The sequence below is a fragment of the Kribbella jiaozuonensis genome (assembly GCF_005233875.1).
In the GTDB taxonomy this organism is placed as follows: domain Bacteria; phylum Actinomycetota; class Actinomycetes; order Propionibacteriales; family Kribbellaceae; genus Kribbella; species Kribbella jiaozuonensis.
Genome location: NZ_SZPZ01000003.1, coordinates 930,551 through 948,069, shown reverse-complemented (window position 1 = coordinate 948,069; position 17,519 = coordinate 930,551). Strand labels below are relative to the sequence as shown.

Genomic DNA, 17,519 nt, shown 5'->3' with positions numbered 1-17,519 from the left:
CTGTGGACGTCTACCAGGCGGCAGGCAGACCTGGGCGGTGGGTGCCGAACGTCCATTCGTAGCCTTCGGGGTCGGCGACGCGGCAGCGGTAGTTGCCCCACTCCGACAACTCAGGGGTCCAGACGGACTCGGCGCCGGCGGCGGTCGCAGTCGCATACACCGCGTCGACCTCGTCCTGCGTGTCGAACGCGACGTACATCCCGTGGCCGACCGTGTCGCCCTTGCGCACCGGTCGGTCGTACGCCGCCTCGTCGGTGAAGAGCGTGAATGCGACCCCGCCGTACCGCATCTCGGCGTGCATGATGCCGCCCTTGTCGTCCGGGATCTCCATGGTGGTTTCGAACCCGTAGGCCTTCTCCAGCCAGCGCAGTGCGGCGGGGGCGTCGCGGTAACCGAAGTACGCGTGGAATGTCGCTGTGTTGGTCATACCTCCAGCATCGACGGGGTAGCGGACAGGAACCGTCCGCTACCCCACTCGATTACTTCCGGAACTGGCCCGGGCCGAGGACCGACCAGCCTTTCGCAGTCGGCGTCTTGATCGAGCTGATCGGCATCGAGAACGTGTGCACCAACCGGTTCGGCCGGCTGATTGCCCAGAACGTCGGGTGCCGCGGGTCCGAGCGGTCCCACGCGATGCCCTGCCCCTGTACGTCGGGCAGGTTGACCGTCGCGATCCAGCGCAGCTCCGAGCCCGCCGTCGGCAGTTCCATCACGTACGCCTCGCCGAGGTCGTGACCGGTCAGCCAGAGCCGGCCGTCCGGACCCCACGAGCCGCCCGAGTTCGACATCGGCTTGAAGCGGTCCAGGATCTGCTTCGGGATCGTGTACGACGCGAGCGGCTCGAACTTGTCGTTGAGCTTCACGATCTGGGTGTTGTACGTCTGGCCGTACGGCTCGCCGGTCTGGTCCGACACGTCGTCGTAGTTGGCGAACCCGGCCCACCACGCGCCGTCGTGCCGGTCCAGCCAGGTGAGCGAGCCACGGTAGATGCCGAACGAGTACGAGTCGATGTGCCGCATCGTCTTGGTGTCGAACACCTCGATCGAACTCTCCATCGGCCAGTCCGAGTAGTTCGAGTGGACGGCGTACAGCTTGTTGCCGAGGACCATTCCGCTGTCCATGTGGATGAACGGGCCATCCTCGTCGCCGGCGAACTGCAGCAGCGGTTCACCGGTACGGCGGTCGTGCTTGGTGATCGTGGTGTTGTTGACCGCGTAGAAGTACTTCGCGTCGACGGCGACGGCCTGGTTCGCGTCGAATGCGGCGTACGACTTCAGCGGGGTGGCGTCGTACGTCGGCGGCTCGGCGACGGCCGCCGTACCATACTGTTTGGTATGGATCTGGTCGGCCGGGAGCGCGGCCGAGGCGGGCGGGAGCGCGACGGCGGCCAGGATTGTCGTCGCGACGATGAGGGCGGGGAGCTTTCGCATTCACAACCTCCGAGGGGATGGATCCTGCTCCACGACCCTCGTTTCACCGTTGGAACGCCGCGTGAATCTGATGCGTCAGGCAGCTTGCCGTCGGGCTGTTCGTTGGCGGCGGAACCAGATCGCGAGCGCGATACAGGGCACCACGAGCCCGCCGATGCCCAGTACGAGGAAGTCCCACTCGGCGCTGATGTGGTCGACCAGCCAGCCGAAGTTCTGCCCGAAGAACCCGGTCAGGAAGGTCAATGGCAGGAAGACCGTGGCCAGCTTGGTGAGCTGTTCCATCGACGCGTTCTGCCGGACGCTGATCTTGGTCTGCTCGACGCCGATCACCGCCATGTTCGCCTCCAGGACGGTCGCGAGGAGATCGCGCTGAGCGGCGACTTCCTCGTTCACTAGGACGAGATGGTCGTGGACGTCGCGGAAGTACGGCAGGAGCGCGGTGTCGCGGGAGCCCCGTTCGATCGTCGCGAGTACGGCGAGCAGCGGGTGGACGGCCCGGTAGAAGTCGGTGACCTCACGACGGAGGAAGTAGATCTGCTCGGTCGGCGCGACGGAGCCGGCGAAGACGGTCTGCTCGACGCGCTCGATGTCGCGTTCGAGTTCGGCGACGACGGGACCGTAGCTGTCCACGACCTGGTCGAGGATCGCCCAGAGGACCGAGCTCGTGCCGCACTCCAGGAGTTCGGGGCGTTGCTCGAGGCGGATCCGTGCTCCGTGCAGATCGCTGGCGACACCTTGACGGACGGTGATCACGAACGACGGCCCGACGAAGACGCTCACCTCGCCGAAGTCGACCTCCTTGCGCTCGTCGTCGTACCGGGCGGTCCGGAGGATGACGAGCTCCACGTCACCGGCGTACGGCTCGACCTTGGGCCGGAGATGGAAGGTCTGCGCGTCCTCGACGGCCAGCTCGTGCAGGCCGAAGCTCTCCCTCGCCTGGGCGAGTTCCTCGGCGGTGGGCTCGTACATGCCCAGCCAGACGAACCCACCCTGCTGGCAGTGGGCAGCAGCATCCTCGACCGACATCGCCTCGACGTGCTGGCGGCGTCCGTCCCGGTAGTAAGCGCAGTCGATGATCATGGTGACCTCCTCCCCCGATCGTCGTACTCGACGCCGATAGGAAATAGGGTTGGCCGGGAAAGCGGTGGTGAACATCCGTGAGGAGAAACCGTGGGACAACCGGTCGTACTGATGCCAGGCCCGATGCATCCCGCCGTCGCCGAGGGTCTCGGTGACCACTGCGAGCTGATCCGGCTCTGGGAGGAGAGCGACCCGGACGCCGTACTCGCGGCCCGGCGGGACGAGATCGTTGCCGTCGCCACCGGTGGTACGACGATCGACGGTCCGTTCCTCGACGGGCTTCCCGCCGTACGGCTGGTTGCGAGCTTCGGCGTCGGGTACGACCGGATCGACGCGAGTGCCGCAGCTGCACGTGGGGTCGTGGTCACGAATACGCCTGGGGTGCTGGATGACGAGGTTGCCGACACAGCGCTCGGTCTGTTGCTGATGACGGTCCGCGAGCTGGGGCGGGCCGAGCAATACCTCCGCGAAGGCAAGTGGGCTGACGGTCGCCCGTATCCGTTGACGCCGGCAACGTTGCACGGTCGCCGGATGGGCATCCTCGGCCTCGGCCGCATCGGCCAGGCCATCGCCGACCGCGTCCAGCCCTTCGGCGTATCCGTTGCCTACCACAACCGTCACCCGAAGGGCGTCGACTATCCGTACTACGCGTCGCTGACCGAAATGGCCGCCGACGTAGACATCCTGATGATCGTCATCCCCGGCGGCGACAGCACACGCCACCTGGTCGACGCCTCGGTCCTCAAGGCGCTGGGCGCCGACGGCATCCTCATCAACGTAGCCCGCGGCACAGTCGTCGACGAACAGGCTCTGGTCGACGCCCTCCGCACCAACACGATCCTGTACGCCGGCCTAGACGTGTTCGAACACGAGCCCAAGGTCCACCCCGACCTCCTCACCCTCCCCAACGCCGTCCTCCTCCCCCACGTAGGCTCCGCCACCATCCCCACCCGCACCGCCATGGCCAACCTCGTAGTCGACAACATCCGCCACTGGCTCTCGGACGGCACCCCCCTCACCCCCGTCCCCGAATCCACCGACCTGGTCAACTGACTGGGGTTCACCCCCGCGTGCTACGCAGCCGCTCTCCTCGTCGCTCCGCTCCTCACCGCGGCCGCTCCGCACGCACCCACCCGCCCCCCCGGCTCATCGCCGGTGCATCCCGTCCGGCTATCGCCGGACGTGGGGGCTACCGCCCGCAAGTGCGCGCTTATCGCGCGGTGACTACAGGGCCAGCGCCCGTCGGCCAAGCCACGCGGCGGCGAGGCTTGTGCCTAGCTGACCGCTGCAGCGTGGACCGGGTCGCCAGCGCGGTGGGCGATCAAGCCACATCTGCGAGCCGCGCCAGCCGACGTCGTGACGTGGGATCAGCGCGGGTCCTATGATGCGGAGCTGCTGCTATGCCCCTGAATGTGCGACGACCCAGCTCCCGCAGACGCGCCGGGACTCGGCAGCTTGAGGAGTTGCACACCAGCGAAGGCTGAAGAAGTCGGTGGCTCGGATCGATGAACGCTTCCTTGCGAGTCCTTTGAGCCCCGGCCTTGGAGCCAACGCTGAAGGTTTCGCCCATGGGCGCATTTCGCGCCCGTATGCATCGATGTGTTGCCAATGTCCCTGCTCCGTCATGCGTGCTCGTCAGTTCTCCAGCGCCTGCCGGAGAGCTTCGGGGTTTGCACCGCAGACATTGCCTGGCGCGCAGCCGCCGCTGGGAACAAAAGCCAGCACGGTTACGGATTGGCGATGGGCCGCTAGGAGAATCCGGGCGACCCAGCGTCCATCCTGGTCTGGTTCGATGGGCTCAGAGACGAACCATTGAGTCCTACCTCCCGAGACCCGGAGTATCGCGATCGCGAGCAGGTAGCCGTCTGCTCGGGAAGATTTGTACGTCCCGCGCATTTCTATCTGCCAGGCTCCGCCGTGTTCAGAGAACGAAACCGTATCCACACTGATACGGTCTCTGCCCGATTGGGATTCGCCTCCCGCTGCACTAGCAGCTACTCCAATGACAGCAACAGCAATAGTTGCGCAGGAACCAATGAGGGCGACCAGAATTGTCTGCCAGCGCTCAACGCGCCCAACGGCGTGGGTGATGCGGCGGCGACTTCCAGCCAGCCTTCCCGGCTGGCGAATCTGCGTGTCGTTCGTCATCGCCGGGCCCCCAATTGACTGTGTGGCGATGTGTCGCTTCTGATGCTAAGGACTGCTCCTAGCCGCCGCATGAGTCGGATCGAAGAACTTCCTGAGGATTCCTGACACGCCGTCGCCTCGCCGATCAAGCAGGCGGCCGACCATCGTCCAAGTACCCGCAACGACACCGGCTTGACCGCGCGGCTGCGCTTGTCGATGGCTTCTGGGAATCAAGTCGCACCGCAAGCCACGCGCACAATCTGCGAAGAAGCGATACCCAACCGCCTAGCCGCCAAATTGGCCGTCGGCAGCGGCATCATGAGAGGTAGGCGGTTTCCCTGCGTCCCCTGGCCGCTCGATTGTCCGGCCATCTTGCGCGAGGCGTTACTACAGCTTCCGCTCGGGGCGTAGGACTGCGGTGGTTACGCGGGTCAGGAGCCAGTCGTTTGAGCGGGGTAGGGACCAGCCGAAGATGTCTCGGGTGCGGAGTGGCCAAGGTGTCGCGGCATGTCGGTTACACGAACGTCTCGCATTTCATCAAGGAGTTCCGTACGCGCTACGGGATGACACCGGGCACGTACTTCAGCGAGCTCAACCACCGCGACGAGGTGCACTGACCCGATCCCGGCGGGATTGCGTCATTGCCCGGCAGGATCGCGGTACTGCGGGACGCCCGCGTCGGGTGTGCTGATCCACGGAAGCAACCGGCTCGCAGGGAAGGCGAACACACCATGCCCACCATCACGACCACCGACGGCGTCGAGATCTTCTACAAGGACTGGGGTACCGGCCGGCCGATCGTCTTCAGCCACGGCTGGCCGCTGTCGGCCGACGACTGGGACGCCCAACTGATGTTCTTCCTCGCGAACGGCTACCGGGTGATCGCCCACGACCGCCGCGGTCACGGCCGCTCCGAGCAGGTCGGCGACGGCCACGACATGGACCACTACGCCGACGACCTCGCCGCTCTGACCGCACACCTCGATCTGCACGACGCCGTCCACATCGGGCATTCAGCCGGTGGCGGCGAGGTGGCTCGCTATGCCAGTCGCCACGGCGAGGGCAGGGTCGCGAAAGTCGTGCTGACCAGCGCGGTCACGCCGTACGTGATGGCCGCGGAGGGCCGGCCGGACGGGCTGCCCAAGGGCGTCTTTGACGACTTCCAGGCGCAACTGGCCGGGCACCGCTCCGAGTTCTTCCGCGCGGTGGCGTCGGGGCCGTTCTACGGCTTCAACCGGCCTGACGCCGAGCCGTCCGAGGCCGTCATCCAGAACTGGTGGCGGCAGGCGATGACGGGCGCGGCGAAGGCGGAGTACGACGAGATCGCCGCGTTCTGCGAGGACTTCACCGAGGACCTGAAGAAGATCAGCGTGCCGGTGCTGGTGCTGCACGGTGAGGACGACCAGGTCGTCAATCCTGCCACCACCGCGCCGCGGGCGGCCGAGCTCGTCGCGAACGGCACACTCAAGACGTACACCGGCTACCCGCACGGGATGCCGACCACCCACGCGGACGTCATCAACGCCGACTTGCTGGCCTTCATCCAGGGCTAGCGGGTGAGGGGGACCTCCTCGGTCAGGTGGGAGAGCTTCGACGGGTTGCGGACCGAGTAGAGGCCGGTGATCTGGCCGTGGTCGATCCTCAGGGCGGTGACGGTGTCGATCTCGCCGTCGAAGCGGAGGATCAGGGCCGGTTGGCCGTTGATCTGGGTGAGTTCCAGGGTGGCTTCGGTCAGGTGGTCCACGGCGGCGGCGAGGAGGCGGGCCACCTTGTCGGCGCCGACGACCGGGCGCTGGACGGCCTGGACCACGCCGCCACCGTCGCCGAGGAAGACGACGTCGGGGGCGAGGATGTCGACCAGGCTTTGGAGGTCACCGGTCTCGATGGCTCGTTGGAAGGCGGCCAGGGCCTTGCGGGTCTCGGTGGGGCTGACCGGGCCGGCCGGGCGGCGCGCGGCCACATGAGAGCGGGCTCGGTGGGCTATCTGGCGGACGGCGTCCGGTTTCTTGTCGACGGCCTCGGCGATCTCGTCGTACTCGAGGCCGAAGACCTCGCGGAGGACGAAGACGGCGCGCTCGGTGGGCTTGAGCGTTTCGAGGACCAGCAGCATTGCCATCGAGACGCTGTCGGCGAGCTCCACGTCATCGGCGACATCGGGGGCGGTGAGGAGCGGCTCGGGCAGCCACGGGCCGACGTACGACTCCTTGCGGCGGCCGAGGGTGCGGAGGCGCTGGAGGGCCTGGCGGCTGGCGATGCGGACCAGGTACGCGCGCTGGTCCAGGACCGTGTCGAGGTCGACGCCGACCCAACGCAGCCAGGTCTCCTGGAGAACGTCCTCGGCGTCTGCGGCCGAGCCGAGGAGCTCGTAGGCGACCGTGAACAGGAGGTTGCGATGGGCAACGAAAGCCTCGGTGGCTTTGTCGGTACCGGTCATGGCTGGACTCCTAGTGCGCGCGGGTATCGCCATCAGATGCCGCTCACCGGACTTCTGTGACACAAAGTCCGGTATGGCGCTCGTCACGTCCTGGGATCGTCACGGCGGCCGGGCCGGCGGCATCTCGTGGTCATCCAGTAGATCTCATGAATGAGGACGATGATGACCGAACCCCGTATCGACGTGATGCAGAACGAGCTCGGAGCGAAGCTGGCCAAGCGGCTGTTCGCGGTACACAACCTGCTTCAGCAGACCGGCCTGCCGCACGCGACGCAGAACCTGGTGATGCTCCGGGCCAGCCAGATCAACGGCTGCGGGCACTGCATCGACATTCACGCCAAGGAGGCCGCGGCCGAGGGCGAGACCACGACCCGCCTCAACCTGGTCGCCGGGTGGCGGCACTCGACGGTCTTCACCGAGGAGGAGCAGGCCGCGCTGGCGCTCACCGAGGAGGCGACCCGGCTCGCCGACGCCTCCGAGGGTGTCACCGACGAGACCTGGGCCCGGGCCGCGAAGTACTACGACGACAACCAGCTGATCGCGCTGGTGACGCTGATCGCGATGATCAACGCCACCAACCGGATGGCCGTGACGTTCAACCAGGCCGGCGGCTCCTACGAGCCAGGCCTGATGTCAGCTGCCATCAACGGCTAGGTCCCAGATCCGCTCGGTCTGCCAGGCGTATTCCCAGGCCTGGATGTCGGGTGGTTCGATGCCGAGGCCGGTGAGGATGGCGCAGACCTGTTCGCGGTGGTGGTTGGCGTGGTTGATCGCCTGGGCGATGAAGATGCCGACCCGGGTGCCGCGGGTGTTGTTGTCGACGATGATCACGCGTTCGACGTCGATCGGCTGGGTCAGGAACACCTCCCACAGCGCGCCGGCCTCGGCGTTCCAGCCCGCGAGGGTCTCGAGGTCGGTCGCGGGGTCGCTGTCGACGTAGTCGAGCGGCCGGTCCACGATCCGGCGCAGGTAGCCGCCGTCGCACCGGACGATGTGGTCGAGGGTCGCGAGAATGCCGCCGAACGTGCCGACGCCGGTGATCTCCAGCTGCTCGGCCGTGAGTTTCTGGTCCGCGCAGAACCGGATCAGGCTCCCGGTCGCCCAGTTGTTGTGCCGGATGGGGTCGTACAGCAGGTCGTTGAGTCCCATGCGGGCCAAGCTAGCCGCGCCGGCCCCGCCCGGGGTACTGGATTTCACCCCGGGCGCGGCGCGGGCCGTCAGCTGCTGGCGGCGATGTTCACCATCCAGTTGACGCCGAACTTGTCGGTCACCATGCCGAACTCGTCGCCCCACATCTGCTTCTCCAGCGGGACCGTCACCTTGCCGCCGTCGGCGGACAGCTTCTCGTAATACCCGCGCAGCTCGTCGCCGTCACCGCTCAGGCTGATCGAGATGTTGTCGCCCGGGTTGTACGGCATGCCCTGCGGGGTGTCGGCCGCCATCAGCGTGAACCCGCTCGGAGTCTCGAGCTGGGCGTGCATCAGCAGGTCGTCGTCCTCGGGGCCGTGGCCCGAACCGAACTCCTTGAAGGTGTTCTGGGCCACCTCACCGCCGAAGACTCCCTGGTAGAACTCCATCGCCGGACGGGCTTCGCTCTTGAATTGAATGTACGGATTGAGCCGGGATGCCATCGAATCTTTCCTTCCCCCAACGGCCGGACCCTCTGGTACGGCGCTCATGCCCGCACAGTAAACCCGGCCGCCGACAGTCCGCGACCCTTCGAACCCGGCCATCCGGTTAAGGTCTCGGCATGATCCTGCGACACATCACCATCGATGCCGGCAACCCCTACGAGCTCGCGCAATTCTGGAGTACTGTCACCGGCTGGCCGGTCGCCGACGGGGACGTGCCGGGCGACGACGAGGTGCTGGTGGTGGCGCCCGCGCCGGTCCCCGGGCTGCTGTTCATCGCAGTACCGGAAGGCAAGACCGTGAAGAACCGCGTGCACCTCGACTGGGGCCCGACCGAGCGCACCCGCAACGAAGAGGTCGAACGCATCCTCTCCCTTGGCGGCACGATCCACGAGGACCACCGGATGCCCGACGGCCGCGGCTGGGTCACCATGAGGGACCCCGAGGGCAACGAATTCTGTGTGGAGCGGAGCGAGGCGGAACGCGCCGGCTGACTCCATCCGGTCTAGCCAGAAACCTATGCGTGGGTCGGATCTTCAGGGATGCTTAGGGAATGAAGTGGTGGTGGCGGAGGAAGAAGAAGCAGGCTGCCGAGGACGGGGAACCTCGGCGGCGCGGCCTGCGGCGGGACGAGGTCAAGGACCTGCGGGCTCGTCTGACGGGTGAGGGGTACACGCTGAAGCACTGACCGCTCGATGCAACCAATCGGGTGGTCTGAGGCGTTTAGTAAGTGGGGGGCCGGGGGGATGCACCAGGTTCGGGGCGCGCCGCGACATGTCGCGGCGCGGAGACGACGACTCAAGCTGGGGGGTGTCGGCACGCTGAAACAGGCCCAAAACCATCCGCAGCACGAGCGTGTATCGATACTCCGGGCGTTCCTCGGGTCAGTCGCCTCGATCTTCGTCACCCTGGTGGTACTGGCGGTCCTCGCCGGCGCGCTCGTCGTACTCGAGCCGCGGACCACCGATGCCGACACCACGGCCGACGGCACCGGCTCGTACAGCGTGCCGACGAAAGGCCCCGGCCTGTACGGCTCGGGCACGCTGGGCCCGTGGCAGGACCTGATCCGGCGGATCTCGCCCGAGGACCAGATCCGCGACACGCTCACGTTCGACGGCATCTTCCTGTTCGGCGACAGCATCGCCGTACAGGACAGCGCGGCCCTCGAACGCCGGCTCGCGGACAGCACCGGCGACTCGATCGCCTTCCACGACTGGTCCGGTCAGCCGGCCTCGGCTGCGGTCGACGCACTCGAGGAGTGGTCGCGTGACTACGGTCTGCCCCGGCGGATCGTGATGGCAGTCGGTACGAACGACATCTTCGACCCGCCCGCGTTCGCCGCCCAGGTCGAGCGCGCGATGAAGATCGCCGGGCCGGATCGGACCGTGTACTGGGTGAACGTGTACGTCAGCCGCACGAAGCAGCCGGCCGCCGTACGGGACGCGGATCTCGCGAACAGCGCCTGGGTCAACCAGGAGCTCAACGAGGCGGCAGCCGTCCACCCGAACCTGCGGATCATCGACTGGTCCTCGTTCCTCACCTCCCGGCCGAACGGGCCCACGCCGTACCTGCGCGACGGCGTGCACACCAGCGAGCCGCTCGGCGGCAGCGCCCGCAACGAACTGATCGCCGAAGCGATCAAGAGCGGGCCGTAGGACAACCTCCGGATCTCCCTCCGCGTCCGCAGTACGGGAGGGACGAGCCATGTCACGCACCAGCATCCGAGGTTGGTCGACCTCAGCCGCCATCATCGTGGTCCTGACCGCGTTCCTCCTGGCGCTCCTGCACTTCGACGCCCCGGCCGCACATGCGAAGACGACCACTTCTGCCATCAGCACAGGAAGCTACGGATCCGGCACGCTCGGTTCCTGGCAGGGGAACAACCGCGTCATCTCCAGCAGCGCCCACGTCCGCCACGTCGTCTCGACGAACGGCGTCGTGCTGTTCGGCGACAGCATCGCCGTACAGGACGGCGAAGCACTCGGCCGGCTTCTCGGACAACAGCTGGGTACGACGTTCGCGGAGTACAGCTGGTCCGGCCAGCCGACCTCGGCCGCCGTCGACGCGATGGCCTCCTGGGCGCATACGTACGGCCTGCCGAAGCGGATCGTGATGGCGGTCGGGTCGAACGACATCTTCGATCCGCCCGCGTTCGCCGGGCAGGTCGAGCGCGCACTCCGGATCGCCGGCCCGGGCCGGACCGTGTACTGGGTCAACGTCCAGGTCTCCCGCACCGACGAGCCGCCGTCTGTCCAGGTCGCCGATCAACGCAACAGCGAATGGATCGATCTCCAACTGGAGCAGGCGGTCTCACATCACCCGAATCTGCGGATCGTGCCGTGGGCCGAATTCCTTGCCGCGCGTCCCGACCGGATCCACACCGACCTGCGTGACGGCCGGCACACCACCGTGCCGGCCGGTCAGAACGCGCGGAATGCCCTGATTCTGCAGGCGATCCGGCGCGGCTGACACTGCCCTTCCGGGCAACGCCGAACCGGAGTGGCCGATCCGACGCAACTTTTTACCCCCCTCAAAACATCTATTAGACAGAGGATGCCGACCGCAACCTTTGACGGTCCGCCGAACGTTTCCTGAGTACGCCGCCACACACACCCTGACCATTTTTCCCGGGGAGCGCCCTACCCGAATTCAGGTCTAGGCCAGAAGAGGCATGCGTGAAGCATGTGGGGAGGACCAACGATGCCCGCGAGACATCTGCGCACGTCCAGAACGACGCTCCGGCTGATGATCCCGTTGCTGGTCAGCGCCGCCGTACTGGCCGCCGTACTGGTGATCCCGTGGGGCGGCTCCGAGCCGGAGGCGGCCCCGGACCCGACCGTGAGTCACACCCCCGAACCGCCGACCGCACCGCCGACCCCGGCGAAACAGAACACCTACACGTGCCCGGCATACAGCGGGATCGACCACACGAACCCGGTCGCGAACCTGTACCAGGACAAGTTCACCTGGGGTACGACGCCGCCGACGAAGGTCGGTGACGGCAAGGGGAACATCAACTGGCGGATCAACCCGGACAAGAACCCGAGCTGGTACATGTGGCTGCACTCACTTCGTTGGCTGGGGCAAGGAATCGAGGCCGGCGCGCGCGGCGACAAGCGTGCGCTGCAGCGGGTCAGCAACATCGCGCGCGACTGGGTCAACGACAACCCGTACTCGTGGAAGTCCGACGTCGGCGCGTACGAGTCGACGATGCACCGCACCAACGTGCTGATCTGCCTGCGGCAGGCGGTGCTGTCCGGGTTGCATGTGGTCAAGCTCCCGCTGACGTACACGTGGCTGGACGATGCGCTGATGGAGCACGCGTGGTTCCTGCAGAAGAACTACAGCGGCGACTGGAACCACGGTACCGACGAGAGCCTGGCGCTGTTCGGGATCGGCTGCACGCTGCAGCGGAACGATCTGAAGAAGATCGCGTCCGATCGGCTGACGAGTGCGATCAAGACCTCGATCGACACGCAGGGGTCCACGAACGAGCAGTCGACGGCGTACGCGCAGTTCAACTACACGCTCTGGGGACGGGCGATCGACGTACTGCGGAAGTGCGGGGTCGATCCGGGTACGACGATCATCGCGCGGCGCCGGGAACTGGCGAAATGGCTCGCGCTCGCGACGAACTCGCTCGGGAACCTGCCGCAGCTGGGCGACTCCGAGGTCGTGCGGACGTCACCCGTTCCCGGGACCGTTCTCGAGTACGCCGGGACGCTCGGCAAGCAGGGGATCCGGCCGACGCAGCGGATCGGGATCTTCGACGCCGGGTACATCTTCGGGCGGACCGGGTGGGGCGAGAAGCGGCCGTTCACGCAGGAGTCGACGTACAGCATCCGGTTCGGGCCGTCGCAGAAGCTGCACGGGCACAACGACCACACCTCCGTCACGTACACGTCGCACGGGCGGGACATCCTGATCGACGGCGGGCATGCCGGGTACAAGGTGGACGACTGGCGGTTCTGGGCGAAGAGCCAGTTCGCGCACAACGAGCTGACGGTGAAGTCGGCGACCGGGCACCCGGAGACCAAGCTGACGCGGTCGTCGATCGGCGCGACGTCCGAGTTCTACGAGCTGCACGACTCGCTCGGCGCCGGCCTCGACCGGACCCGCGGCGTACTCGTGCTGAAGGATCCGGACCTGATGGTGGTGCTGGACCGCGGGACGTCTGCTTCGGATCAGGATTACTCGACGCTCTGGCACCTGCCGTCGGATCAGAAGGTGGTTGTCAGCAGCAACGACCGCGCGGTGGCGGTCAAGCCGGGCGATCGGGTGAAGACGACGCTGCTGCAGATCCCGTTCCAGCAGCAGACGACGCCGATCGAGGTGGTCTCCGGTTCGCAGGATCCGATCCAGGGGTGGCACTACGCGACGATCGACAAGCGGGTTGCGGCGCCGGTGGTGAAGTTCAACCGGGCCGGGCATGACGCGACCATCTTGTCGGTGATCGCGCCGACCCGCACCAATGCCGTGGTCAGCTACACCACTTCGCAGCAGGGGTCCCGCATGCTGGTCAACCTGAAGGTGGACGGGGTGACCACGGTCATCGCCGTCTCCGCAGACGGGACCCTGCAGCGGATCAAGTAGTGCTCTTGGGCTTCCAGTCGCTGGGCGGGTCCTCGCCGACCCGCCCGTCGACGGCCTCGCGGATGAGGTCGGCGTGGCCGGTGTGGCGGCCGTACTCCTCGATCAGGTCGCAGACCAGGCGGCGGAGGCTCGCGTGCTGCCCGTCCGGCCAGCTGATGTCGGCCGGCTGGTCGAGTCCGCCGTCCGCGATGGCCGTGGCCAACGTCTGGCGGGAACGCTCAACGGCGCCGTCCCACAGGGCATACAGCTCTTCCGGGGTGTTGTCGACAGCGGAGTCGAACTCCCAGTCGTTGTCGTCGCGCCAGCCGTTCTGCACCCACGGCCCGTCCATCGGCAGCCCGCGGAACTTCACGTTGAACATGTAGTCCTCGTTCGCCGCGAGATGCTTCATCAACCCGCCGAGCGTGATCGACGAGGCGCCGATCCGCGTGTTCAGCCCGTCGGCATCCAGGTCGTCCACCTTGTACCGGAAGGTCGCACGCAACCGATCCAACGCGCCGACCAGATGCTCGGCATCGGTCCCCGCGATCGGCGGTTCCCACCACGGCGAAACCCACTCATTCTCAGCCATGGCAGCACCGTAAACCCCATTCCGGACGCTCCCCTTCCGGAACTAATCAGCAAGGTTTCGGCGGACGACGACGTTGTGCATCGCCCGGGTGCGGTTCTCGGCGTACGGCGTGAAGCCGGCGTCGAGGAAGGTGGTCAGGACGCCGCGGCCCGGGTCGGCGGGCATGGTCTTGACCGGGTAGGCCTCGATCAGGCGGGCGCCTTCCGTGCGGGCGTATTCGACGGCTGCTTCGATCATCGGCCACGTCAGGCCGCGGCGGCGGTAGCCGGCCTTGACGAAGAGGCAGTTGATCGCCCAGATCGAGTCGTCGTCCGGGTCGTCGATCGGCAGGACGCGTGAGTGGACGATCGCGTGGTACTCCGGCCGCGGCGCCACTGCACACCAGGCGGCCGGGCGCTGGTCGACGTACCCGATGAGGCCTACGGGCATGCCTGCTTGGACGAAGCGCTCGAGGGCGGCGCGGTTCTTCTCGTTGCCGGCGAACTCGCGAGGGGGCAAGCGGCGCGCCATGCACCAGCATCCGCGCGTGCCGCCGCTGGGTCCGAAGAGCTCGACCAGGTCGTCCCATCGCTCCTGGTCAACGGGGTGGACCTCCATCGACGCATTCAACCACGGGAATCCGGTCGCGCTCGCTGGTCGGCCGTGGAAGGGTCGGGCACCATGGGCGCCTCGGACCTGACCGACTTCCTTCGCGGGTGGGGCCTTGACGCGCTTGACGTCGTACCCCTTCTCGGCGGCGAAAAGAACCGCAGCTGGCTGGTCGACGGCGCCTTTGTTGCCCGGAGCTACAGCTCCAGTACTGCTGCCGAGGTGGAGTATGAGCTGGCTGCGACCGAGTTCCTCGCGCGTCGCGGATTCCCAACGCCTGCTCCGATCGCGGCCGACGACGGATCTCTGTGGGGTTGGATCGACGACCGCCCCGCAGCGCTCTTCGCGTACGCCGCCGGCACACATCCGACCGACCTGATCGACGGCTACTTCTCACCCGACCTGCAACTCGGCCGCGCCGCCGCAGCACTCGCTGCCCAGCTGCACACCCTGACCGCAGACCAAACCTTCCCCGGCCAACGGACCACGCGACTCGATCCCCTCGAGCGCATCCAGCGCTTCCTCCGCTCGCCGTACGCCGATCTCCCCGTCCTTCGAGATGCGACCCATCACCTGACTGTCCTGCAGGAGAAGATCGCGGCCGTCTACGCCAACCCAGCCGGCCTCCGCCAAGGCCTGGTCCACAACGACATCAGCGCCGTCAACCTCCTCCTCGACCAGACCGGCGACATCACCGCCCTCATCGACTTCGACGACTGCATGACGTCCTTCCAGCTCTACGACCTGGGCCGCATCGCCGAAACCTGGGCCCGCACCCCCGACCACCACGCCGACCCCACCCGCATCCACCAACTCATCGACGCGTACGCCGCAACCCGCCCCCTCACCACCCGCGAATCCGACCTCGCCCTCGACTTCATCGCCACCTACACCGCCGCCACCGGAGCCGATTACCTCACCAACCTGCCCCACGTAGATAGCCCCACCGACAGCTACTCGATGCTCTTCTTCCTCGACCTGATCGGAGAGCAGTGAGGCCGAACGGCCGGATGGAGTGCGTTGGGTGAGGTGGATCCGCGAGTCAGAATTGATGGATGGACGACCCGCGTGCTCAGCTGGAGCGTGAGCGGCAAAGGACGATCGAGCGCCTGGCGAGCCTGACCGAGGACTTCGACAAGGTCGTGGCTGCGTCGCGCGACAGCAACGCCGACGACGAGCACGATCCTGAGGGTTCGACGATTGCGTTCGAGCGTTCCCAGCTCGGCGCGCTCGCTGAGCAGGCCCAGAGGACACTGACGGAGATCGATGCCGCCCTGGCACGCGTTGCGACCGGAACCTACGCAACGTGTGAGCGCTGCGGCCGATCGATCTCGGCAGAGCGGCTTCAAGCGCGTCCGGTGGTCCGCACCTGCATCGACTGTGCGTCGGGCAGGTGACACCACAACCTGCACCACGGGCAGCGGAAAGAGTGAACCCCCAGCCTCAGAGTGACCTCTGACCTGGGGGTCTGGTGGAGCCGCCTGTCGGAATCGAACCGACGACCTTCTCATTACGAGTGAGACGCTCTGCCGACTGAGCTAAGGCGGCGGGTGCCGAGGCAAGAGTGTAGCGGGAGTGGGGGGAGGATTCCGAATCGGTTCCGGCGCGGAGGGGTGGGGCTGTGGGGTGGATCACCCGGGTGGGGAACCGGGGTGGGGCGGCGTACGTCGGACGGGCGACGGAATAAGCGGCGGAATAAATGCTGTAGGAAATGCGTTGACGTCCCACAGCGGGATGGGTCAGACTATTCCCCGCAAGGACCAGAACCTGAGGAGAGATCGTGACCGGCGCAAGCACCCTGACAAAGACCTGGCGGCGTGGCCGCATGGTTTTGTCGGCATGTGCGCGGCCCGGCACCGACAACACCTTCGAATACCACCGGCTCAGCATCGAGCCGGGCCCGTGGGCGGGCGGTTCGCCTGGGTAGTCTCCGACTGGGGAGACCTCCAGGAGCCGTCTGAGCCGGGTGCCGGCAGCAGGCGGCTCTTTTCTTTTGCCCGGAATCCGGGTCAGCTACGCATGCAATCAATTCGGTATTCACGGATACCGGCACGAACAATTGACAACTGAATTCATGAATTACCAGCTGTAGGCCAGCGGCAAGGCCACCTCATTTGGGTTGAGGAGATCGGAGGTTCGAGTCCTCCCAGCTGGACCAGGCGCCCGCAGGATGCTTGCTACCGGCCGAGCGGGCGCCGCAAGCGTGCCCTGTGACGGAAATCCGCAGTACATCCGGCGCAGGGCACCGGACGCCCGTGGCTCAACCGGAGAGAGCACCGGCCTACGAAGCCGGGGGGTGCAGGTTCGAATCCTGCCGGGCGTGCTGTGTCCGAAGCAGAAGCGGGCGATGCACCGGGACGTGGCCCCGGAGAAAGCGGGTTCGAGCCCCGCCGGACACCCTGAGTGAACATCTGTTGACCCGACACCGACATCACCGACCCGGCGCGGCCCGGTCGGGCACACTGGAAGGGAGGAGGAACCACATGAGCGGTGTGATCGTTCTGAACGCCTCGTACGAGCAGTTGCACGTCGTGTCGATCCCGCACGCCATCCGGATGCTCGTCCGCGAGGTCGCCGTCGTCGAGGAAGCCCACGACGGCGCCAGCATCGGACCGTTCCCCCTCCCCCGCGTCCTGCGTCTGGTCCGCTACGTCGTGATGAAGTGGCGGTACGCATCGGGACGGCTGCAGTACACCCGCGCCGGCGTACTCAAGCGCGACAAGTACCTCTGCGCGTACTGCGGTAAGCCCGGCGCCAGCACCATGGACCACGTGGTCCCACGATCACGGGGCGGACGCGGCGAGTGGCTGAACGCCGTCGCCGCGCACTCCGAGTGCAACGAGAAGAAGGGCTCGCGAACACCGGAAGAGGCCGGCATGCCACTGCTGTGGCAGCCCTGGATCCCTTCCCGTGCCGAGTTAGCGCTCTGACGCAACACCCATCCGGTGTCGCGGCGGCGCGCGATGCCAGGTGGGCGACGGTGACCCACCCTCGGTTCTGACCCGAGGCCCCGCAGGTTCGAGCCCTGCCCTGGCAGCTGCATGCCGTCGAACAAGGAGGGGAAT

Annotated in this window: 21 protein-coding genes and 4 tRNA genes; 15 read left to right on the top strand and 10 right to left on the bottom strand. The window is 66.8% G+C overall.

Annotated elements, in window-relative coordinates:
- Positions 1 to 10: 10 nt before the first annotated feature.
- The 3 genes from FDA38_RS24335 to FDA38_RS24325 form a co-directional block, all read right to left on the bottom strand.
- On the bottom strand, positions 11 to 427 hold the full coding sequence (locus tag FDA38_RS24335) for a VOC family protein (RefSeq protein ID WP_137256372.1): 417 nt from the start codon (positions 425 to 427) through the stop codon (positions 11 to 13).
- 52 nt (positions 428 to 479) lie between these two features.
- Positions 480 to 1,430 carry a hypothetical protein gene (locus tag FDA38_RS24330; RefSeq protein ID WP_137256371.1) on the bottom strand — a complete coding sequence of 317 codons (951 nt, stop codon included), beginning with the start codon at positions 1,428 to 1,430 and terminating at the stop codon, positions 480 to 482.
- Between the two features lie 75 nt (positions 1,431 to 1,505).
- Positions 1,506 to 2,510 carry a magnesium and cobalt transport protein CorA gene (locus tag FDA38_RS24325; RefSeq protein WP_137256370.1) on the bottom strand — a complete coding sequence of 335 codons (1,005 nt, stop codon included), beginning with the start codon at positions 2,508 to 2,510 and terminating at the stop codon, positions 1,506 to 1,508.
- Positions 2,511 to 2,600: 90 nt separating this feature from the next.
- Between FDA38_RS24325 and FDA38_RS24320 the strand changes: the two genes are divergently transcribed.
- Entirely contained in the window at positions 2,601 to 3,563 is a 963-nt protein-coding gene (locus tag FDA38_RS24320) for a 2-hydroxyacid dehydrogenase (protein WP_233714891.1), read from the top strand.
- A 582-nt stretch (positions 3,564 to 4,145) separates the two neighbouring features.
- Here the strand turns inward: FDA38_RS24320 and FDA38_RS24315 are convergent.
- Complete coding sequence (locus tag FDA38_RS24315; protein ID WP_137256369.1) at positions 4,146 to 4,658, bottom strand: hypothetical protein; 513 nt, start codon at positions 4,656 to 4,658, stop codon at positions 4,146 to 4,148.
- A gap of 467 nt (positions 4,659 to 5,125) precedes the next feature.
- Between FDA38_RS24315 and FDA38_RS42355 the strand changes: the two genes are divergently transcribed.
- Complete coding sequence (locus FDA38_RS42355) at positions 5,126 to 5,254, top strand: AraC family transcriptional regulator (protein ID WP_170989849.1); 129 nt, start codon at positions 5,126 to 5,128, stop codon at positions 5,252 to 5,254.
- A 114-nt stretch (positions 5,255 to 5,368) separates the two neighbouring features.
- Positions 5,369 to 6,190 (top strand): alpha/beta fold hydrolase, encoded by an 822-nt coding sequence (locus tag FDA38_RS24305; protein ID WP_137256367.1) that lies wholly within the window; start codon positions 5,369 to 5,371, stop codon positions 6,188 to 6,190.
- On the opposite strand, the gene FDA38_RS24300 is transcribed toward FDA38_RS24305, so the two are convergent.
- Positions 6,187 to 7,071: an RNA polymerase sigma-70 factor gene (locus FDA38_RS24300; RefSeq protein WP_202877799.1), complete on the bottom strand. Its 885-nt coding sequence runs from the start codon at positions 7,069 to 7,071 to the stop codon at positions 6,187 to 6,189. The two genes, FDA38_RS24305 and FDA38_RS24300, sit on opposite strands and share 4 nt — an antisense overlap.
- Before the next feature lie 162 nt (positions 7,072 to 7,233).
- Here FDA38_RS24300 and FDA38_RS24295 point away from each other — a divergent pair, with 162 nt between their 5' ends.
- The gene (locus FDA38_RS24295; protein WP_137256365.1) at positions 7,234 to 7,725 is read left to right on the top strand and encodes a carboxymuconolactone decarboxylase family protein; all 492 of its coding nucleotides are present in this window, start codon (positions 7,234 to 7,236) and stop codon (positions 7,723 to 7,725) included.
- On the opposite strand, the gene FDA38_RS24290 is transcribed toward FDA38_RS24295, so the two are convergent.
- Both FDA38_RS24290 and FDA38_RS24285 read right to left on the bottom strand, forming a co-directional pair.
- The gene (locus tag FDA38_RS24290; protein ID WP_137256364.1) at positions 7,705 to 8,220 is read right to left on the bottom strand and encodes a DinB family protein; all 516 of its coding nucleotides are present in this window, start codon (positions 8,218 to 8,220) and stop codon (positions 7,705 to 7,707) included. The two genes, FDA38_RS24295 and FDA38_RS24290, sit on opposite strands and share 21 nt — an antisense overlap.
- 68 nt (positions 8,221 to 8,288) lie before the next feature.
- Positions 8,289 to 8,702, bottom strand: coding sequence for a VOC family protein (locus FDA38_RS24285; protein ID WP_137256363.1), 414 nt, complete (start codon positions 8,700 to 8,702; stop codon positions 8,289 to 8,291).
- 119 nt (positions 8,703 to 8,821) lie between these two features.
- Here FDA38_RS24285 and FDA38_RS24280 point away from each other — a divergent pair, with 119 nt between their 5' ends.
- From FDA38_RS24280 to FDA38_RS24265, 5 genes are all read left to right on the top strand, one after another.
- Positions 8,822 to 9,196, top strand: a complete 375-nt coding sequence (locus FDA38_RS24280; protein ID WP_137256362.1) for a VOC family protein — start codon at positions 8,822 to 8,824, stop codon at positions 9,194 to 9,196.
- A gap of 59 nt (positions 9,197 to 9,255) precedes the next feature.
- Complete coding sequence (locus FDA38_RS43450; protein ID WP_267901759.1) at positions 9,256 to 9,390, top strand: hypothetical protein; 135 nt, start codon at positions 9,256 to 9,258, stop codon at positions 9,388 to 9,390.
- Between the two features lie 58 nt (positions 9,391 to 9,448).
- Complete coding sequence (locus tag FDA38_RS24275) at positions 9,449 to 10,357, top strand: SGNH/GDSL hydrolase family protein (RefSeq protein WP_233714890.1); 909 nt, start codon at positions 9,449 to 9,451, stop codon at positions 10,355 to 10,357.
- A 49-nt stretch (positions 10,358 to 10,406) separates the two neighbouring features.
- On the top strand, positions 10,407 to 11,171 hold the full coding sequence (locus FDA38_RS24270) for an SGNH/GDSL hydrolase family protein (protein ID WP_233714889.1): 765 nt from the start codon (positions 10,407 to 10,409) through the stop codon (positions 11,169 to 11,171).
- 231 nt (positions 11,172 to 11,402) lie between these two features.
- Positions 11,403 to 13,295 carry a heparinase II/III domain-containing protein gene (locus tag FDA38_RS24265; RefSeq protein ID WP_233714888.1) on the top strand — a complete coding sequence of 631 codons (1,893 nt, stop codon included), beginning with the start codon at positions 11,403 to 11,405 and terminating at the stop codon, positions 13,293 to 13,295.
- On the opposite strand, the gene FDA38_RS24260 is transcribed toward FDA38_RS24265, so the two are convergent.
- Both FDA38_RS24260 and FDA38_RS24255 read right to left on the bottom strand, forming a co-directional pair.
- Positions 13,288 to 13,866, bottom strand: a complete 579-nt coding sequence (locus FDA38_RS24260) for a mycothiol transferase (RefSeq protein WP_137256360.1) — start codon at positions 13,864 to 13,866, stop codon at positions 13,288 to 13,290. The two genes, FDA38_RS24265 and FDA38_RS24260, sit on opposite strands and share 8 nt — an antisense overlap.
- A gap of 42 nt (positions 13,867 to 13,908) precedes the next feature.
- Positions 13,909 to 14,463 (bottom strand): GNAT family N-acetyltransferase, encoded by a 555-nt coding sequence (locus tag FDA38_RS24255; protein WP_137256359.1) that lies wholly within the window; start codon positions 14,461 to 14,463, stop codon positions 13,909 to 13,911.
- A gap of 63 nt (positions 14,464 to 14,526) precedes the next feature.
- Between FDA38_RS24255 and FDA38_RS24250 the strand changes: the two genes are divergently transcribed.
- On the top strand, positions 14,527 to 15,450 hold the full coding sequence (locus tag FDA38_RS24250) for a phosphotransferase (protein ID WP_137256358.1): 924 nt from the start codon (positions 14,527 to 14,529) through the stop codon (positions 15,448 to 15,450).
- A 59-nt stretch (positions 15,451 to 15,509) separates the two neighbouring features.
- Positions 15,510 to 15,851, top strand: a complete 342-nt coding sequence (locus FDA38_RS24245) for a TraR/DksA family transcriptional regulator (RefSeq protein ID WP_137256357.1) — start codon at positions 15,510 to 15,512, stop codon at positions 15,849 to 15,851.
- A 75-nt stretch (positions 15,852 to 15,926) separates the two neighbouring features.
- Here FDA38_RS24245 and FDA38_RS24240 read toward each other — a convergent pair.
- Positions 15,927 to 16,002, bottom strand: a tRNA-Thr gene (locus FDA38_RS24240).
- Between the two features lie 534 nt (positions 16,003 to 16,536).
- Between FDA38_RS24240 and FDA38_RS24235 the strand changes: the two genes are divergently transcribed.
- The 4 genes from FDA38_RS24235 (at position 16,537) to FDA38_RS42350 (ending at position 17,491) form a co-directional block, all read left to right on the top strand.
- Positions 16,537 to 16,612, top strand: a tRNA-Pro gene (locus tag FDA38_RS24235).
- A gap of 91 nt (positions 16,613 to 16,703) precedes the next feature.
- Positions 16,704 to 16,777: transfer RNA gene (locus FDA38_RS24230), tRNA-Arg, on the top strand.
- Between the two features lie 160 nt (positions 16,778 to 16,937).
- Positions 16,938 to 17,384 (top strand): HNH endonuclease, encoded by a 447-nt coding sequence (locus FDA38_RS24225; RefSeq protein WP_137256356.1) that lies wholly within the window; start codon positions 16,938 to 16,940, stop codon positions 17,382 to 17,384.
- Positions 17,385 to 17,418: 34 nt separating this feature from the next.
- A tRNA-Gln gene (locus FDA38_RS42350) sits at positions 17,419 to 17,491 on the top strand.
- The last annotated feature ends 28 nt before the right edge of the window (positions 17,492 to 17,519 follow it).

What these genes read in the sequence shown, in the direction of transcription:
- FDA38_RS24335 (WP_137256372.1), bottom strand. Translation starts at nt 427, where the DNA reads ATGACCAACACAGCGACATTCCACGCGTACTTCGGTTACCGCGACGCC.
- FDA38_RS24325 (WP_137256370.1), bottom strand. Translation starts at nt 2,510, where the DNA reads ATGATCATCGACTGCGCTTACTACCGGGACGGACGCCGCCAGCACGTC.
- FDA38_RS24280 (WP_137256362.1), top strand. Translation starts at nt 8,822, where the DNA reads ATGATCCTGCGACACATCACCATCGATGCCGGCAACCCCTACGAGCTC.
- FDA38_RS24260 (WP_137256360.1), bottom strand. Translation starts at nt 13,866, where the DNA reads ATGGCTGAGAATGAGTGGGTTTCGCCGTGGTGGGAACCGCCGATCGCG.
- FDA38_RS24315 (WP_137256369.1), bottom strand. Translation starts at nt 4,658, where the DNA reads ATGACGAACGACACGCAGATTCGCCAGCCGGGAAGGCTGGCTGGAAGT.
- FDA38_RS24265 (WP_233714888.1), top strand. Translation starts at nt 11,403, where the DNA reads ATGCCCGCGAGACATCTGCGCACGTCCAGAACGACGCTCCGGCTGATG.
- FDA38_RS24250 (WP_137256358.1), top strand. Translation starts at nt 14,527, where the DNA reads ATGGGCGCCTCGGACCTGACCGACTTCCTTCGCGGGTGGGGCCTTGAC.
- FDA38_RS24295 (WP_137256365.1), top strand. Translation starts at nt 7,234, where the DNA reads ATGACCGAACCCCGTATCGACGTGATGCAGAACGAGCTCGGAGCGAAG.
- FDA38_RS24305 (WP_137256367.1), top strand. Translation starts at nt 5,369, where the DNA reads ATGCCCACCATCACGACCACCGACGGCGTCGAGATCTTCTACAAGGAC.
- FDA38_RS24275 (WP_233714890.1), top strand. Translation starts at nt 9,449, where the DNA reads ATGCACCAGGTTCGGGGCGCGCCGCGACATGTCGCGGCGCGGAGACGA.
- FDA38_RS24270 (WP_233714889.1), top strand. Translation starts at nt 10,407, where the DNA reads ATGTCACGCACCAGCATCCGAGGTTGGTCGACCTCAGCCGCCATCATC.
- FDA38_RS43450 (WP_267901759.1), top strand. Translation starts at nt 9,256, where the DNA reads ATGAAGTGGTGGTGGCGGAGGAAGAAGAAGCAGGCTGCCGAGGACGGG.
- FDA38_RS24330 (WP_137256371.1), bottom strand. Translation starts at nt 1,430, where the DNA reads ATGCGAAAGCTCCCCGCCCTCATCGTCGCGACGACAATCCTGGCCGCC.
- FDA38_RS24245 (WP_137256357.1), top strand. Translation starts at nt 15,510, where the DNA reads ATGGACGACCCGCGTGCTCAGCTGGAGCGTGAGCGGCAAAGGACGATC.
- FDA38_RS24285 (WP_137256363.1), bottom strand. Translation starts at nt 8,702, where the DNA reads ATGGCATCCCGGCTCAATCCGTACATTCAATTCAAGAGCGAAGCCCGT.
- FDA38_RS24255 (WP_137256359.1), bottom strand. Translation starts at nt 14,463, where the DNA reads ATGGAGGTCCACCCCGTTGACCAGGAGCGATGGGACGACCTGGTCGAG.
- FDA38_RS24300 (WP_202877799.1), bottom strand. Translation starts at nt 7,071, where the DNA reads ATGACCGGTACCGACAAAGCCACCGAGGCTTTCGTTGCCCATCGCAAC.
- FDA38_RS24225 (WP_137256356.1), top strand. Translation starts at nt 16,938, where the DNA reads ATGAGCGGTGTGATCGTTCTGAACGCCTCGTACGAGCAGTTGCACGTC.
- FDA38_RS24290 (WP_137256364.1), bottom strand. Translation starts at nt 8,220, where the DNA reads ATGGGACTCAACGACCTGCTGTACGACCCCATCCGGCACAACAACTGG.